Annotated in this window: 12 protein-coding genes; 6 read left to right on the top strand and 6 right to left on the bottom strand. The window is 67.1% G+C overall.

From position 1 onward, the window contains the following. Positions 1-251: 251 nt before the first annotated feature. The 3 genes from ACQY72_RS10835 to ACQY72_RS10825 are packed head-to-tail and all read left to right on the top strand — an operon-like array spanning position 252 to position 3,765. Positions 252-1,034 (top strand): phosphatase PAP2 family protein, encoded by a 783-nt coding sequence (locus tag ACQY72_RS10835; RefSeq protein ID WP_428153532.1) that lies wholly within the window; start codon positions 252-254, stop codon positions 1,032-1,034. A 56-nt stretch (positions 1,035-1,090) separates the two neighbouring features. Next, positions 1,091-2,410, top strand: a complete 1,320-nt coding sequence (locus ACQY72_RS10830) for an acetyl-CoA hydrolase/transferase family protein (protein WP_428153530.1) — start codon at positions 1,091-1,093, stop codon at positions 2,408-2,410. A gap of 44 nt (positions 2,411-2,454) precedes the next feature. After that, the gene (locus ACQY72_RS10825) at positions 2,455-3,765 is read left to right on the top strand and encodes a PQQ-dependent sugar dehydrogenase (protein WP_428153528.1); all 1,311 of its coding nucleotides are present in this window, start codon (positions 2,455-2,457) and stop codon (positions 3,763-3,765) included. Between the two features lie 6 nt (positions 3,766-3,771). Here the strand turns inward: ACQY72_RS10825 and ACQY72_RS10820 are convergent, their stop codons facing one another. Together ACQY72_RS10820 and ACQY72_RS10815 are read right to left on the bottom strand one after the other, a co-directional pair. Further along, positions 3,772-4,353 carry an NUDIX domain-containing protein gene (locus ACQY72_RS10820; RefSeq protein WP_428153527.1) on the bottom strand — a complete coding sequence of 194 codons (582 nt, stop codon included), beginning with the start codon at positions 4,351-4,353 and terminating at the stop codon, positions 3,772-3,774. Between the two features lie 10 nt (positions 4,354-4,363). Beyond that, positions 4,364-5,602: an argininosuccinate synthase gene (locus tag ACQY72_RS10815; protein ID WP_428153525.1), complete on the bottom strand. Its 1,239-nt coding sequence runs from the start codon at positions 5,600-5,602 to the stop codon at positions 4,364-4,366. 329 nt (positions 5,603-5,931) lie between these two features. Here ACQY72_RS10815 and ACQY72_RS10810 point away from each other — a divergent pair, with 329 nt between their 5' ends. Then, the gene (locus ACQY72_RS10810) at positions 5,932-8,649 is read left to right on the top strand and encodes a M16 family metallopeptidase (protein WP_428153524.1); all 2,718 of its coding nucleotides are present in this window, start codon (positions 5,932-5,934) and stop codon (positions 8,647-8,649) included. Positions 8,650-8,937: 288 nt separating this feature from the next. On the opposite strand, the gene yihA is transcribed toward ACQY72_RS10810, so the two are convergent. From yihA to rpmH, 4 genes are read right to left on the bottom strand one after another with little or no spacing between them, the layout of a single operon-like run. Beyond that, positions 8,938-9,591, bottom strand: coding sequence for a ribosome biogenesis GTP-binding protein YihA/YsxC (yihA, locus tag ACQY72_RS10805; protein ID WP_425981529.1), 654 nt, complete (start codon positions 9,589-9,591; stop codon positions 8,938-8,940). After that, complete coding sequence (gene yidC / locus ACQY72_RS10800) at positions 9,588-11,384, bottom strand: membrane protein insertase YidC (RefSeq protein WP_428153523.1); 1,797 nt, start codon at positions 11,382-11,384, stop codon at positions 9,588-9,590. The genes yihA and yidC overlap by 4 nt, the downstream gene beginning before the upstream one ends. Next, complete coding sequence (gene rnpA / locus ACQY72_RS10795; RefSeq protein WP_159847677.1) at positions 11,381-11,797, bottom strand: ribonuclease P protein component; 417 nt, start codon at positions 11,795-11,797, stop codon at positions 11,381-11,383. The genes yidC and rnpA overlap by 4 nt, the downstream gene beginning before the upstream one ends. Positions 11,798-11,829: 32 nt before the next feature. Then, positions 11,830-11,964: a 50S ribosomal protein L34 gene (gene rpmH / locus ACQY72_RS10790; RefSeq protein WP_003164000.1), complete on the bottom strand. Its 135-nt coding sequence runs from the start codon at positions 11,962-11,964 to the stop codon at positions 11,830-11,832. Between the two features lie 125 nt (positions 11,965-12,089). Here rpmH and ACQY72_RS10785 point away from each other — a divergent pair, with 125 nt between their 5' ends. Beyond that, positions 12,090-12,839: a TVP38/TMEM64 family protein gene (locus tag ACQY72_RS10785; protein WP_428153522.1), complete on the top strand. Its 750-nt coding sequence runs from the start codon at positions 12,090-12,092 to the stop codon at positions 12,837-12,839. Next, positions 12,836-14,311, top strand: coding sequence for a sensor histidine kinase (locus ACQY72_RS10780; protein ID WP_428153521.1), 1,476 nt, complete (start codon positions 12,836-12,838; stop codon positions 14,309-14,311). The genes ACQY72_RS10785 and ACQY72_RS10780 overlap by 4 nt, the downstream gene beginning before the upstream one ends. Positions 14,312-14,315: the final 4 nt, after the last annotated feature.

Here is a 14,315-nt window from a genome sequence, read left to right as displayed (position 1 = left end):
TAGAGCCACCTGCGCCGTAACCACATCATCTTGTGGCCTCTGCGCTCCCCGAGCCCACATATAGGGCGCATATGCCTAATGACCCGTCAACGGGCTTGACGGACACTTAGTGGGCGAATCGCTTGGACAAGTCGCGCAGGCCTGGGGAAAAGCCAGTGCGCAAGCCAGCACGGCCCCTTTACGTTCACGCGACAGCGCGATCACGAACGCGTGATCGGAACATAGGGCGAGCTTGGCCGTTTGGGCCGTCCATGACCCAGTCTAATCTTCGTCCCTTTTTGATACGCGTCCTGACGGTCGCCCGCACGGAGATCGCGGCGCTTGCCGCCCTCTTCGTCGTCGCCGGGGGGGTCCTGACGTTTGTCGAACTGGCCGACGACATGACCGAGGCCGGCGGCATCGCCTTCGATCATCATATCCTGGCGTTGATGCGGCCCTATGCCGACGATCCCGGCCGACCGTGGGGACCGTGGTGGCTGAAGGAGGCGGCGGCCGACCTCACCTCTCTGGGCGGCATATCTGTGCTGGGCCTGTTCGCCCTGATCGTGATTGTCTTCCTGCTGAGCCAGAGGAAATGGCTGTCGTCGCTGCTGCTGGTCGTCGGCCTGGCCGGGGGCGTCGCGCTCTCGGAAGGGCTGAAGGCGGTGTTCGAACGCGCCCGGCCGCCTGCCGCCATGCAGGCGGTGGAGACGATCAACGCCAGCTTCCCCTCGGGTCACGCCCTGCTGTCCACCGTCTTCTATCTGACCGTCGCCGTCATGCTGACGCGCGCGTTCCCGCGAGAGCGGTTCAAGGTCTTCGTGCTGGGGGTGGGAATCCTGATGGCCCTGCTGGTCGGCCTGACCCGCATCTATCTGGGCGCCCACTGGGCCACCGACGTCTTCGCCGGCTGGGCCGTCGGCGCAGCCTGGGCCATGGCCCTGTGGCTGATCGCCTATGGCGTGGCGCGCTGGCAGAAGCGTCGCCGGGCGCCGCTACAGGACGAGCCGTCGCCGATCGAGGTCGAGACGGTGATCGCCGCGACCAAAGTCTAGGCCCGCGGCGCCGTCCGCGACAGGCTAGTCTGGCTGAACGCCGCGAGAGATGAGCCATGGACCACGCCGCCCAATACGCCGAACGCCTGAAGACCCCCGATCAGGCCGCCGCCCTGATCGCCTCGGGCGCCAAGGTCGCCATGGGCCTGGGCGTCTCCCAGCCGCCGGCCCTGCTGAAGGCCCTGGCCGAACGGGCGGAGCGGGGCGAGGTCGAGGACGTCAATCTCTACTATCTGCTCTCAACCGCCATCGCGGGCGACACGGTGCTGCGCTATGAGCTGATGGACCGGATCCGGCCATGGAGCCTGTTCCACAGCGCCATCGAGCGGCGGCTGGAACAGCGGGCGCACGAGGAGGGCCGACCCAATCCCGTCCAGTTCATCCCCACCGGCTTCCAGCAATCGCCCCGCCTGCTGTGCGACGAGGTCGGGGTGGACACGCTGGTCTGCACCGTGTCGCCGATGGATGAGGACGGCTTCTTCTCGTTCGGGACCAACACCGACTATTCCAAACCGGTGTCGCAGACGGCGCGGACCGTGATCGTCGAGGTCAATCCGCACATGCCGCGCGTGTTCGGCGACTGCACCGTCCATGTGTCGAAGGTCGCCGGCATCGTCGAACACTCAGCCCCCCTGCTGGTCGTGCCGCGCGCCGAGCCTCAGCCGGCGGACCTGACCATCGGGCGGATCATCGCCGATCTGGTCGAGGACGGCGCGACGCTGCAGATGGGGATCGGCGCCCTGCCCAACGCCGTCTGCGACGCCCTGAAGGACCACCGCGACCTGGGCGTCCATACCGAGATGCTGACGCCCGGCCTGGTCGAACTGATGCAGGCCGGCGTCGCCAACCATGCCCGCAAGACCCTGCATCCCGGCGTGGGCGTCTTCGCCTTCTCGATGGGCGACCTCAACACCTATGAGTTTCTGGACGGCAATCGCGGCATGGAGGCCCATCCGGTCTCCTATGTGAACGACCCGGCCGTGATCGCGCGCAATGCCAAAATGATCTCGGTCAACGCCACGCTTCAGGTCGATCTGACCGGCGCCTGCTGTTCGGAGTTCCTGAACGGGCGCCAGTTCACGGCCGCCGGCGGTCAGCTGGACTTCGTGCGCGGCGCCTATGGCTCACAAGGCGGCAAGTCGATCATCGCCTGTCATTCCACGGCGGCGAAGGGGACCGCGTCGCGCATCGTCGCGCGGCTGGACGGGCCGGTCACCACGCCGCGCAACGACACTCACATCGTCGCCACCGAACACGGCTGGACCAATTTGAAGGGCAAGTCGTCCAGCGAACGCGCCCGCGCCCTGATCGCCCTGGCCGCGCCCGAGTTTCGCGACGGGCTGACGGCGGCAGCGCGGGAGCAGGGCCTGATCTGACGTGACGGCTTGATCTTCGGCCGCCTGTCGGGACTTCTACGCCCATGAACACCGTCCGCCTGCTGGCCCTGCTCGCCCTTCTCGTCGCCGCGCCCATCAGCGCCAGCGCGGCCCAGGGCGCCTATGCGACACAGGGGGACTGCGGCGGGCGGCCCATGACCATGGTGCGGATGGCGCCCGGCTATTGCCTGGGATTGGTGTGGCAGGGATCGGGCGCGGATGGGCCCCGGATGCCGCGCGGCCTGTTGGCGCTGTCCGGCGGCGACTGGTTGGTGACGGACCTGGGCAACTGGTATCCGGGCAACGGCGCGATCTGGCGGTTGTCGTTCGGGGCGGACGGCGCGCCGCGCTGGCGACGGCTGGCCCAGGGCCTCAACATGCCGCACACGGCGGCTCGGGGGCCGGACGGGCGCCTCTATGTGTCCGAGATGAACCGGATCCTGACGCTGGATCCCGACGCAGCCGATCCGGCGACGACGGTGCGCACGGTGATCGGCGACCTGCCGGACAACCGGCTGCACGCCAATCGCCACCCCCTGTCCAGCTTCGTCTTCGATGGGAATGGTGATTTGCTGGTCAATGTCGGCGCCCCCAGCGACCGCTGCGTGGATGCGCGAGGCCGGGCGCGCGCCAATGCGTCCGGCGCCTGTATCGACAGCGCCGCGACGGCCCAGGTGCGGCGTCACGCCTATCTGGGGAACGGTCGGTGGGCCGAAGACAGCACCGTCTTCGCCTCGGGCCTGCGCAACTCCATCGCCCTGGCAAGGCACCCGTCGGGGACCATTCTTCAGGGCGAGAACTCGGTCGATCTGACCACGCCCGACCATCCCTATGACGAGATCAATGTGCTGCGTCAGGGCGGCCATTACGGCTGGCCCTATTGCGTGGATCTGGCGACGCCCCTGCCCGGCTGGAGCGCGACCCAGGCGCAGTGCGGACAGCGCGACCGCCCACTGGCCCTGCTGCCGCCGCACGCCGCGCCGCTGGATCTGATCTACTACGAGGGGGCGATGTTCCCCGAACTGCGCGGCCGGCTGCTGATGAGCTGGCACGGCTATCGCCGCGCGGGCGGCCGGATCGTGGCGGCCGAGACGGACGGGCAAGGCCGCCCCCTGACCGACATCGGCGGTCGCTACGCCATCTATCCGCGCGGCTCCCTGACCTATCCGGCCGGGGCGCCCAGCGTGCGCGGCAAGGTGCTGACGCCAGGCTGGGACACGGTCGCAGGCCGCCAGCCGCGTGGCGCGCCGGTGGTTCTGGCGGTCGCCGCCGACGGATCGATCTGGGTCACGGACGACCGGAACCGGGCCATCCTCAGGATCGCCCGGTCGGAGATCGCCAACCAGCCCCGATAGGCGCCCTTACGTCCGAAGCGTCAACGCCAGATGTTGCAGCAGCATGATGGTCTTGGCGTCGCGAATGCGGCCGTCGGCGATCATGGCCAGGGCCTCGACAAGCGTCGGTTCGATGACCTCGATGTCCTCGCCTTCGTCAGGATGCCCGCCGCCATCGCCGATCTTCATCGACGCATCGTACTCGGCGACGAAGAAGTGCAGGATTTCCGTCACCGATCCGGGGCTCATGAAGGCTTCGAAGACTTTTCGAACCGCCCCCAGCCTGTAGCCCAGTTCCTCCTCGACCTCGGCGCGGATACGCGTTTCCGGATCGGCGTCGTCCAGCAGGCCTGCGGCGGCCTCGATCAGCAGATCGTCGTATCCGCTGACGAAGGCGGGGTAGCGGAACTGCCGCACCAACAGCACCGTCCCTGCGGCCGGATTGTAAGGCAGCAGCACCGCCCCGTTTCCACGGTCGTAATGCTCCCGGCTTTGCGTCTGCCAGGAGCCGTCCGTGCGCTTCCAGTCGAACGTCGTCGTCTTCAGGACATACCAATTGTCCGAAAGCAGCCGGGTTTCGCGGACCCGCACACGATCTTTGACGGTCATGTCTTCAGGCCTAGGCCTTGCGCGCGTCGCGCTTGGCCAGGACGCGCAGGCGCAGCGCGTTCAGCTTGATGAAGCCCTCGGCGTCGTGGTGGTCATAGGCCTGGACGCCTTCTTCGAAGGTCACCAGATCCTGGTCGTACAGGCTGTTGGGGCTCTCGCGGCCGATCACGCTGACATTGCCCTTGTAGAGCTTGACCTTGACCGTGCCGGAGACCTTTTTCTGGCTGAGGTCGATGGCGGCCTGCAGCATCTCGCGCTCGGGCGAGAACCAGAAGCCGTTGTAGATCAGCTCGGCGTATTTCGGCATCAGCTGGTCCTTCAGGTGCATGGCGCCGCCGTCCAGGGTGATGCTTTCGATGCCGCGGTGAGCCGCGATCAGGATCGTGCCGCCGGGGGTCTCATAGACGCCGCGCGACTTCATGCCGACGAAGCGGTTCTCCACCAGGTCCAGACGGCCGATGCCGTTGTCGTGGCCGTACTGGTTCAGGGCGGTCAGGATGGTGGCCGGGCTCATGGCCTCGCCGTTGATCGAGACGGCGTCGCCTTGCTCGAAGCCGATCTCGATGACGGTCGCCTTATCCGGCGCGTCCTCGGGCGAGATGGTGCGCTGGTGGACGAACTCGGGGGCCTCGACCGCCGGGTCTTCCAGCACCTTGCCCTCGGACGAGGAGTGCAGAAGGTTGGCGTCGACGCTGAAGGGCGCCTCGCCGCGCTTGTCCTTGGAGATCGGGATCTGGTTCTTCTCGGCGAAGTCCAGCAGGGCCTCGCGGCTGCGGAACTCCCACTCGCGCCAGGGAGCGATGACGCGGATGTCAGGCTCAAGCGCGTAATAGCCCAGCTCGAACCGGACCTGGTCGTTGCCCTTGCCGGTGGCGCCGTGACAGACGGCGTCGGCGCCGACCTGACGGGCGATCTCGATCTGGCGCTTGGAGATCAGCGGACGGGCGATGGAGGTGCCCAGCAGATAGTCGCCCTCATATTGCGCATTGGCGCGAAACATCGGGAAGACGAAGTCGCGCACGAACTCCTCGCGCAGGTCGTCGATGAAGATGTTCTCGGGCTTGATGCCCAGCTTCAGCGCCTTCTCGCGTGCGGGGCCAAGCTCCTCGCCCTGGCCCAGGTCGGCAGTGAAGGTCACGACCTCGGCGTTATATTCGGTCTGCAGCCACTTCAGGATGATCGAGGTGTCCAGGCCGCCCGAATAGGCGAGGACGACCTTCTTGATGGGCTTGTCGGCGGGGGCGGACATGGCGGCTCTTTCTACAGGCTTGGGCGGCAGTCGTCGGGGAGTTGACGCGCGCATAAGACCGGGGGTCCGGCGATGCAACCTTTTCCGGGCTTCAGGCCAGCCAACATGAACCTTTGGTCATGTTTCATTCCGTCGCGTTGCCACACGGCAGACCAGCGTTATGGTCCACACCAACTGCAATCCTGAGGATCTCGCATGCGCCGCACCGGCTCTCTCGTCGCCGCCGCCGCCCTTCTGGCGGTTTCAACCCCTGTCTGGGCCTCTGTCGCGCCCGCCCCGGCCGCCCAGGCGGCTGCGCCCGCCGTCCAGGCCGCGCCGGTCGCCGACTGGTGGCCGAAGTCGATATTCCCTACACCAAGTTCACCCTGGACAACGGCCTGACCGTCTTGGTCCACGAAGACCACAAGGCCCCGGTCGTCGCCGTGTCCGTCTGGTACAATGTCGGTTCCAAGGACGAGCCGGCCGGCAAGACCGGCTTCGCCCACCTGTTCGAACACCTGATGTTCGGCGGCTCGGAAAACGCGCCCGGCAGCTATTTCACCCCGATGCGCAACATGGGCGCGACGGACATGAACGGGACCACCTGGTTCGACCGCACCAACTATTTCGAGACGGTCCCGACGCCGGCGCTGGAACAGGCCCTGTTCATGGAAAGCGACCGCATGGGCTATATGCTCGGCGCCATCAGCCAGGAGACGCTCGATCTGCAGCGCGGCGTGGTCCAGAACGAGAAACGCCAGGGCGACAACCAGCCCTATGGCCTGAACCAGTACAAGCAGCTGGAAGCCCTGTTCCCCGAAGGCCACCCCTATCGCCACTCGACCATCGGCTCGATGGCCGATCTGGACGCGGCGTCGATGCAGACCGTGCGCGACTGGTTCACCTCCAACTACGGCCCCAACAACGCGGTGCTGGTCCTGGCCGGCGACATCACGCCCGCCAAGGCGCGTGAGCTGACCGAGAAATATTTCGGCCCCATCGCCAAGGGTCCGGTCAACACCCCCGCCCAGGCTCCGGTCCCGACCCTGTCGGCGCCCGTCAACGAGACGACGCACGACCGCGTCTCCAACGCCCAGGTCGAGATCAGCTGGGTGGTGCCCGGCATGCTGGACGCGGATTCGGTGCCGCTCAGCGTCGGAGCCTCGGTGCTCGGCGGTCTGGCCAGCTCGCGCCTGGACAACGAACTGGTGCGCGGCGACCAAAGCGCCGTGTCGGTCAGCGCCTCGAACGGCGCCTATCATCGCGTCGGCATCTTCGAGATCAGCGCGACCGTGAAGCCCGGCGAGGACCCGGCCGCCGTCGAGGCTCGCACCCGCGAAATCCTGAACGGCCTGATCGCCAACGGCCCGACGCAGGACGAGATCAACCGCGTCGTGACCCAATACGCCTCGCGTCGCATCCAGGGCCTGGAACAGGTCGGCGGCTTCGGCGGCAAGGCCACGGCCCTGGCGGAAGGCCAGCTCTATGCCGGCGATCCGGAACACTACAAGAAGGAGCTGGCCGCCTATGCGGCGGTGACGCCGGCCCAGGTCCAGGCGGCGATGCAGAAGTGGCTGACTCGTCCGGCCTATACGCTGACGACGCTGGTGGGCGAGCGTGAAGCCTATGCCGAGGCGGCTGCGGCCCCGTCGGGCGCCAACCATACGCCGGCGCCGGAAATCCAGCGCGTCGCCCGTATGGCCAGGCCCGAGATCGGCCAGGTCGCCAACGTCGACTTCCCGGCCGTCGAACGCGCCCGCCTGTCGAACGGCATGGAGGTCATTTACGCCCAGCGCGACGCCGTGCCCGCCACCAAGATCGCCATCGACTTCGACGCCGGCCTCGCCGCCGACGACCGGACGAAGCTGGGCCTTCAGACGCTGATGCTGGACCTGATGGACGAGGGCACCCGCACCCTGAACGCGACGCAACTGGCGGAGGCGCAGGAGGCGCTGGGCGCCAGCATCACCACCGGCGCGACCATGGATCGCTCGGTCGTGCAGCTGTCCGCGGTCACGCCGAACCTCCAGCCGTCGGTCGCCCTGCTGGCCGAGGTGGTCAGGAGCCCGGCCTTCGCCCCGGCGGAGCTGGAGCGTCTGCGCGCCACCCGCCTGTCGCGCATCGCCGCAGAGCGCACCCAGCCGGCCGCCCTGGCCAGCCGCGCCCTGCCGGAACTGATCTATGGATCGGCCAGCCCCTATGGCCGTCCGTTCAGCGGCAACGGCGACGAGGCCAGCGTCAAGGCCATCACCGAGGCCGACATCCGCACCGACTACGCCAAGTGGATCCGGCCCGACAACGCCAAGATCTTCGTCGTCTCGGACCGCCCGCTGTCCGAGATCACGCCGATCCTGAACGCCGCCTTCGGTCAGTGGGTCCCGCCCGCATCGGCCAAGGCGGTCAAGGACTTCTCGGCCCCGATCCCGGCCGCTACGCCCAAGATCGTGCTGATCGACCGTCCGCAATCGCCCCAGTCCTACATCATGGGCGGTGAAGTTCTGGCGGCTTCGGGCAGCGACGACCTGCTGGTGCTGAACGCGGCGAACAATGTGCTGGGCAACGACTTCCTGTCGCGCATCAACTCCGACCTGCGCGAGACCAAGAGCTGGTCCTACGGCGTCAACGCCTCGGTCGCCGGCTTCGCCGGACGCGTGCCCTATCTGGTCACCGCTCCGGTCCAGGCCGACAAGACCGGCCCCGCCATCGAAGCCCTGAACTTTCAGTTCAACGACTTCCTGTCGGGCGGCAAGGGCGTCACGCCGGCCGAGCTGGAGCGGACCATCAACGGCAACACCCGCCGTCTGGCCGGCAGCTACGAGACCTCGGCGGCCGTTCTGGGCGCCCTGCGCAGCAACGACCTGCTGGGTCGTCCGGACGACTATCCGGAAACCATCGCCGCCCGCACCAACGCCCTGACGGCGGCGCAACTGGATGCCGCAGCCAAGGCCGCGATCGACCCGTCCAGGTTCGTCTGGGTGGTTGTCGGCGACGCCTCGGTGGTCAAGCCGCAACTGGACGCCCTGGGCATCCCGGTCGAGGTCCGCTCGGCCGCCGGCGCCGCCCAGTAGGGCGACGACAGTCCAGAACGACGAAGGCCCGGAGAGCGATCTCCGGGCCTTTTTCTTTGGCTGTTTCGGCGTTGAATATTGGTTGCCGATGAGCTGTTCCCGCGTCAGCGGGCTTGAAATTCGGTCGAGTTCATCACGGCGATCACAACGGCTTCACCACGCACACAACGAAACCGCGCGCGTTGAGTTCGTCGTGAGATCGCTGTGTCCGTTGTGATGAAACGACCCTCTATCGGCCCCGTGCCGCCGTAAGCGGCTCGCCAGAGAGAGAGTGATGGGAGCGAATTGTCAGTCGGTCGTCGCACCCGTCGTGCGCATGATCTCGGCGCGCAGTTCGGGCAGGCCCAGGCCCTTTTCCGACGACGTCAGGAGCACCACCGGGAAGGCGGCGGGGCGTTTGGAGATGGCCTTCAGCGTGGCCTCCTGCACAACCTCGCCCTCGCCCTTCTTCAGCTTGTCGGCCTTGGTCAGGACGATCTGATAGCTGACGGCGGCCAGGTCCAGGGCGTCCAGCGCCTCCTTGTCCACCGACTTCAAACCGTGACGGCTGTCGATCAGCAGATAGACCCGCTTCAGCGTCACCCGGCCGCGCAGATAGTCGCGACCCAGGTCCTGGAACTTTTTGACCGTGGTCTTGGACGCCTTGGCCCAGCCATAGCCGGGCAGATCGACCAGACGCATCCGGCCGTCCAGGTCGAAGAAGTTGACCTCGCGCGTCCGGCCCGGCTCGTTCGAGGCGCGGGCCAGCTTGTGCATGCCGACCAGACCGTTGATCAGGCTGGACTTGCCGACGTTGGAGCGGCCGGCGAAGGCGATCTCGGGCAGGTTCGGCTCGGGCAGCTGCTCGATCTTGGCCGCGCCCATGATGAAGGTGGCGGGCCGCGCGAACAGGACCCGCGCGGCCTCGATTTCCTCGGGCGTGAACTCGGTTTCGTCGATCACGCTGGTGACTTCTTGAACCGGGCGAAGAACGTATCGATCGGGTTCTCGGCCTTGTAGCGGTGCATGATTACGTACTGCTGCAGGATGGTCAGGATGTTGGACCAGGCCCAGTAGATCAACAGGCCGGCCGCGAACGGCGCCATGATGAAGGTGAACAACAGCGGCATGAACTGGAAGATCTGACGCTGGATCGGATCGGTCGCCGGCGGGTTCATCGCCGTCTGCAGCCACATGGTCAGGCCGTAGGCGATGGCCAGCAGGCCCAGGTGCAGCGGACCGGCCAGCAGGCCGCCGATCAGCGGCGCCATGGACGGATCCCACGGGATCAGGCCGAACAGGTTCCAGATCGACGACGGATCGCGCGCCGACAGATCTTGGATGAAGCCCAGGAACGGTTGGTGGCGCATTTCGATGGTGACGGTCAGCACCTTGTACAGGGCGTAGAAGACGGGGATCTGAAGAACCAGCGGAAGGCACCCGGCGACCGGATTGATCTTCTCCTTCTGGTACAGGGCCATCGTCTCCTGCTGCTGCTTCTGCGGGTCGTCTTTGAACTTCTTCTTGATCTCCTCCATCTTGGGCTGGAGGTTCCGCATCTTGGACATGCTGGCGTAGGCGTTGTTGGCCAGCGGGAACATCACCAGCTTGACGATGACGGTCAGGGCCAGAATGGCGATGCCGAAGCTGCCGACCAGGCCATAGACGTTTTCCAGGATCCAGAAGATCGGGCGCGTCAGGAACCAGAACATGCCCCAGTCGATCGCATAGACGAAGCGCGGCAGGCCCAGGCTTTCCTCATAGGACTTCAGCACCTCGGCGCGCTTGACCCCGGCGAACAGGCGCTGGGTCTCGGTCGCGGTGGCGCCCGGCTGGACGGTGCGGGTCGTGCCCAGGACATTGGCTTCCAGCTGCTGGCCGCCGTTGATCTCGCGCACGCGGAATTCGGTTTCGACCGCCTCGTCCTGCTGGGGCAGCAGGGCCGCCAGCCAGTATTTGTCGGTGATGCCCAGCCAGCCTCCGGTCGAGGCGTTCTCGATACGGGGCTCCTTCAGCCAGTCCTTGTACTTCTTCTGCTCGGTGCGATAGCCGCCCGGCTTGCCAAAGGTGCCGATCGCGCCCTCGTGGACGATGTGCGACGAGCCGGCTGCGGGCGGGACGCCCTGGCGCTGGACGCTGCCGTAGGGGGCGATGGTGATCGCCTGCGTGCCCAGGTTCTGGACCGTGTCCTGAACCGAGAAGACATATCTGTCGTCGACCGACATCACGCGGGTGAAGCGCAGACCCTGGCCGTTATCCCAGGTCAGGGTGATCGGCGTGGTCGGCGTCAGGGTCGAACCATTGGTCAAACGCCAGACGGTGTTGGGTCCGGGCACGCCGCCGGCGACGTTGGGGCCGGTCCAGCCGAACTGGGCGAAATAGGCGTTCTGCATCCCCTGCGGGCGGAACAGCTCGACCGGCTGCGGCTTGTCCTGGACCTCGCGATAGTCGGTCAGGAACAGGTCGTCGATGCGGCCGCCCTGAAGCGACAGCGACCCCTTCAGCGTGCCGGACTGGATCGGCACCCGCGCGGCGGTGCTCAGCGCCTGGCTGCGGTCGGTGACGAAGGTCGGCCCCTGGGGGCTAAGCGCCGTGCGCGCCGCGTTATCAGCGGTCCGCGACTGCTCGGCCTGGGCCTGCTGCTGCACCGCGCGGCGCTCGGCCTGCGGACGCAGCACGGCGAAATAATAGATCCCCATGATCAGGGCCGAGCACACGATGAAGATGATCGTGTTGCGCGTGTTCTCGTTTTTCATGGATTCTGGCGGTCCTGGCCGGATGGGGCGCGGGCGGGCGAGGGCTTGGCTGCCCCCCGATCATGTCGCGGTGTCGCCAGCCTTGTAAGCGTCGATTTCACGTCGTCAAGCAGACGGTCCCACGCACGCTCGGTCGTGCCCATGCGGGCGATGAAGACATAGTCGCTGCCGGGCACGCCGTGCTGGGCCAGCATGGCCCGCGCAGCCTCGCGCAGACGGCGTTTGGCGCGGTTGCGAACCACCGCGCCGCCGACCTTTTTCGTGGCGGTGAATCCCAGGCCGATGTGCGGCGAACCGTCGCCGCGCTCTAGACGCTGAATCACCACGGCGCCGCGCGCCTCTGAAACGCCTTTGGCGGCCGCCAGAAACTGGGGCCGCCGCAACAGACGTTTGATCTGTAAAAGGTCGCTCATGCGTCCAAAAGATTCCGGACGCTGAAAGCCGCTTACGCCGTCAGGCGCTTGCGGCCCTTGGCGCGACGGCGCGCAACAATCTTCTGGCCGTTCTTGGTGGCCATCCGGCTGCGGAAGCCGTGACGGCGCTTGCGCACGAGTCGCGACGGCTGATAGGTCCGCTTCACGGTCGGCTCCTGACGTTAAAGGTTGGGCGGCGGGGCAAGAGGCGTCCGTCGCAGGAAGGGCGGGCGTATAAGTCGCATGTCTGCGTGAGTCAACGCTCGGACGGCATTTCGGGACGATGAAACGGATGGCGAAACGAACGGCGAAGGAATGGGGCTTGCGGCTGCTGCCGCTCGCGGCCATCGCCGGCCTGGTGGTCGCCTTCTTCGTCCTGGGCTGGAACCGCTATCTGTCGATGGATCTGATCCGCGAGCACGGGCTGAACCTTCAGGCCTATGCGCGCGCACACTGGTGGACGGCGCTGGCCGCCTTCATCGCCGTCTATGCTCTGGCGACCGCCTCGACCATCCCTGGGCCGGTCTTCCTGACCCTGCTGGGGGGAATGATGTTCGGACCCTATGTCGGCGCCCTGGCCCAGGCGACGGGGGCCACCATCGGCTCGGTCGTCATCTATTATGTGTACCGCACCGCGATTGGCGCCTGGCTTCGCGCCAAGTTCGAGGCCGACGCTGGTTTCATGGATCGGCTGGCCAAGGGGATCGACCGCAACGCCTTCACCACCCTGTTCACCCTGCGTGTGATCCCCAGCGTCCCCTTCGTCCTGGTCAACGCCACGGCGGGGGTGATGGCGGTGCCGCTGCGGCCCTATGTGATCGCCACCTTCATCGGCCTGTTGCCGTCCACCTTCATCTACACCTGGATCGGATCGCAGTTGGGCGACATGCTGCGCGCAGGCGTGAGGCCGGACCTGCCCATGCTGTTGCAGCAGTTCTTCTGGCCGCTGATGGGGGTGGTCTTCCTGTCCCTGCTGCTGCCCATCGGCATCAAGTTGTTCCAGATGGTCCGCGCGCGGCGTAACGCGGGCGCGCCGGCATGAGCACCCTGTTCGACCGGATCGCCACGCGACTGAACCTGACGCCGGAACAGGCGACCCTGTGGCGCGAACGGCTGACGCCGCGCGCGCCCGACGGCCTGTCGGCGCGACTGCTGTTGCTGACTGTCGCCTTCACCCTGGCGGTCGAGGCGCTGATCATGGGGCCGAATCTGGCCGCCTTCCACGAGCGTTGGCTGCGCGACCGGCTCCAGGCCGCCGAACTGGCCTCGGTCGGGGTCGAGGCCCTGCCCTACAGCGCGGTCGAGGACGACACCGCCGCCGAGCTGATGCGGATCGGCGGGGTCCAGGCCGTGGCCCTGACCGAACAGGGGGTGCGCCGCCTGCTGCTCCAGGCCCCCAACCTGCCCCGCGCGCCCGAACTGATCGACCTGAGGCAGCAGGACAGCTGGTCGCGGCTGACCGACCCCTGGCGCACCCTGTTCGGCCACCCCGACCGCTCGCTGCGCGTCCAGGCCAAGCCGCGCTATCGCTCGGGCGACTTCATCGAGATCGTCACCCCGGCCCAGCCGTTGAAACTGGAGCTGAAGACCTTCCTGCTGAACAGCCTGATCGTGTCCCTGCTGGTGTCGGTGACCGCGGGCGCGCTTCTTTATGGCGGTCTGGCCCTGCTGGTGCTGCGCCCCTTGCGCCGCGTCACCCGTTCCATGGAACGGTTCGCCGCCGATCCCGAGAGCGAGGCCGAGGCGCCGTCCGACCGGCACGACGAGATCGGCCGGGTCGAGCGCGAGCTCAGCCGGATGCAGGAAGAGGTGCGCCATTCGCTGCGTTCGCGCACCCGCCTGGTCGCCCTGGGCGAGGCGGTGGCCAAGATCAATCACGACCTGCGCAACATGCTGACCTCGGCCCAGATGGCGTCCGAGCGGCTGGCGACCTCGGCCGACCCCCAGGTGGCCAAGGCCCTACCCCGGCTGGAGCGCGCGCTCAGCCGCGCCGCCAATCTGTCGCGCAATGTGCTGGAATACGGCCGCAGCGAAGAGCCTGCCGCCCAGAAGACGCGCGTGGTCCTGACCAAGGCCCTGACCCTGGCGGCCGAGGATGCGGGGCTGGAGCCGGAGGGCGTGGCCCTGATCAAGCAACTGCCGCCGCGCTTCGCCGTCGAGGCCGACCCGGACCAGCTGTATCGCATCCTGGTCAATCTGATGCGCAACGCTCGCCAGGCCATCGAGGCCGATCCCGGCCGCGCACCAGAGCGGCGCGGCAAGGGCGCGATCACGGTCAGCGCCTTCGGCGAGGGCGGATTCTGCGTCGTCCGCATTGCCGACGACGGGCCCGGCATTCCGCCGCGCCTGGCCGAGCGCCTGTTCGAACCCTTCGTCAGCTCCAAAGCCTCCGACGGCTCAGGCCTGGGCTTGACCATCTCACGTGAACTGGCCGCCCTGAACGGCGGCGATCTTCGCTTGGTCGAATCCGACGGCGTCGGCGGCGCCGTGTTCGAGCTGCGTCTTCCCGGCTAGGACG

It is taken from the genome of Brevundimonas sp. (genome assembly GCF_965279155.1).
Classification (GTDB): domain Bacteria; phylum Pseudomonadota; class Alphaproteobacteria; order Caulobacterales; family Caulobacteraceae; genus Brevundimonas.
This window is presented reverse-complemented; position numbering and strand designations above follow the sequence as displayed.

Bases quoted from the DNA above. Each gene is read 5' to 3' on its own strand.
- ACQY72_RS10835 (WP_428153532.1), top strand. From the start codon at position 252: ATGACCCAGTCTAATCTTCGTCCCTTTTTGATACGCGTCCTGACGGTC.
- ACQY72_RS10830 (WP_428153530.1), top strand. From the start codon at position 1,091: ATGGACCACGCCGCCCAATACGCCGAACGCCTGAAGACCCCCGATCAG.
- ACQY72_RS10825 (WP_428153528.1), top strand. From the start codon at position 2,455: ATGAACACCGTCCGCCTGCTGGCCCTGCTCGCCCTTCTCGTCGCCGCG.
- ACQY72_RS10820 (WP_428153527.1), bottom strand. From the start codon at position 4,353: ATGACCGTCAAAGATCGTGTGCGGGTCCGCGAAACCCGGCTGCTTTCG.
- ACQY72_RS10815 (WP_428153525.1), bottom strand. From the start codon at position 5,602: ATGTCCGCCCCCGCCGACAAGCCCATCAAGAAGGTCGTCCTCGCCTAT.
- yidC (WP_428153523.1), bottom strand. From the start codon at position 11,384: ATGAAAAACGAGAACACGCGCAACACGATCATCTTCATCGTGTGCTCG.
- rnpA (WP_159847677.1), bottom strand. From the start codon at position 11,797: ATGAGCGACCTTTTACAGATCAAACGTCTGTTGCGGCGGCCCCAGTTT.
- ACQY72_RS10785 (WP_428153522.1), top strand. From the start codon at position 12,090: ATGGCGAAACGAACGGCGAAGGAATGGGGCTTGCGGCTGCTGCCGCTC.
- ACQY72_RS10780 (WP_428153521.1), top strand. From the start codon at position 12,836: ATGAGCACCCTGTTCGACCGGATCGCCACGCGACTGAACCTGACGCCG.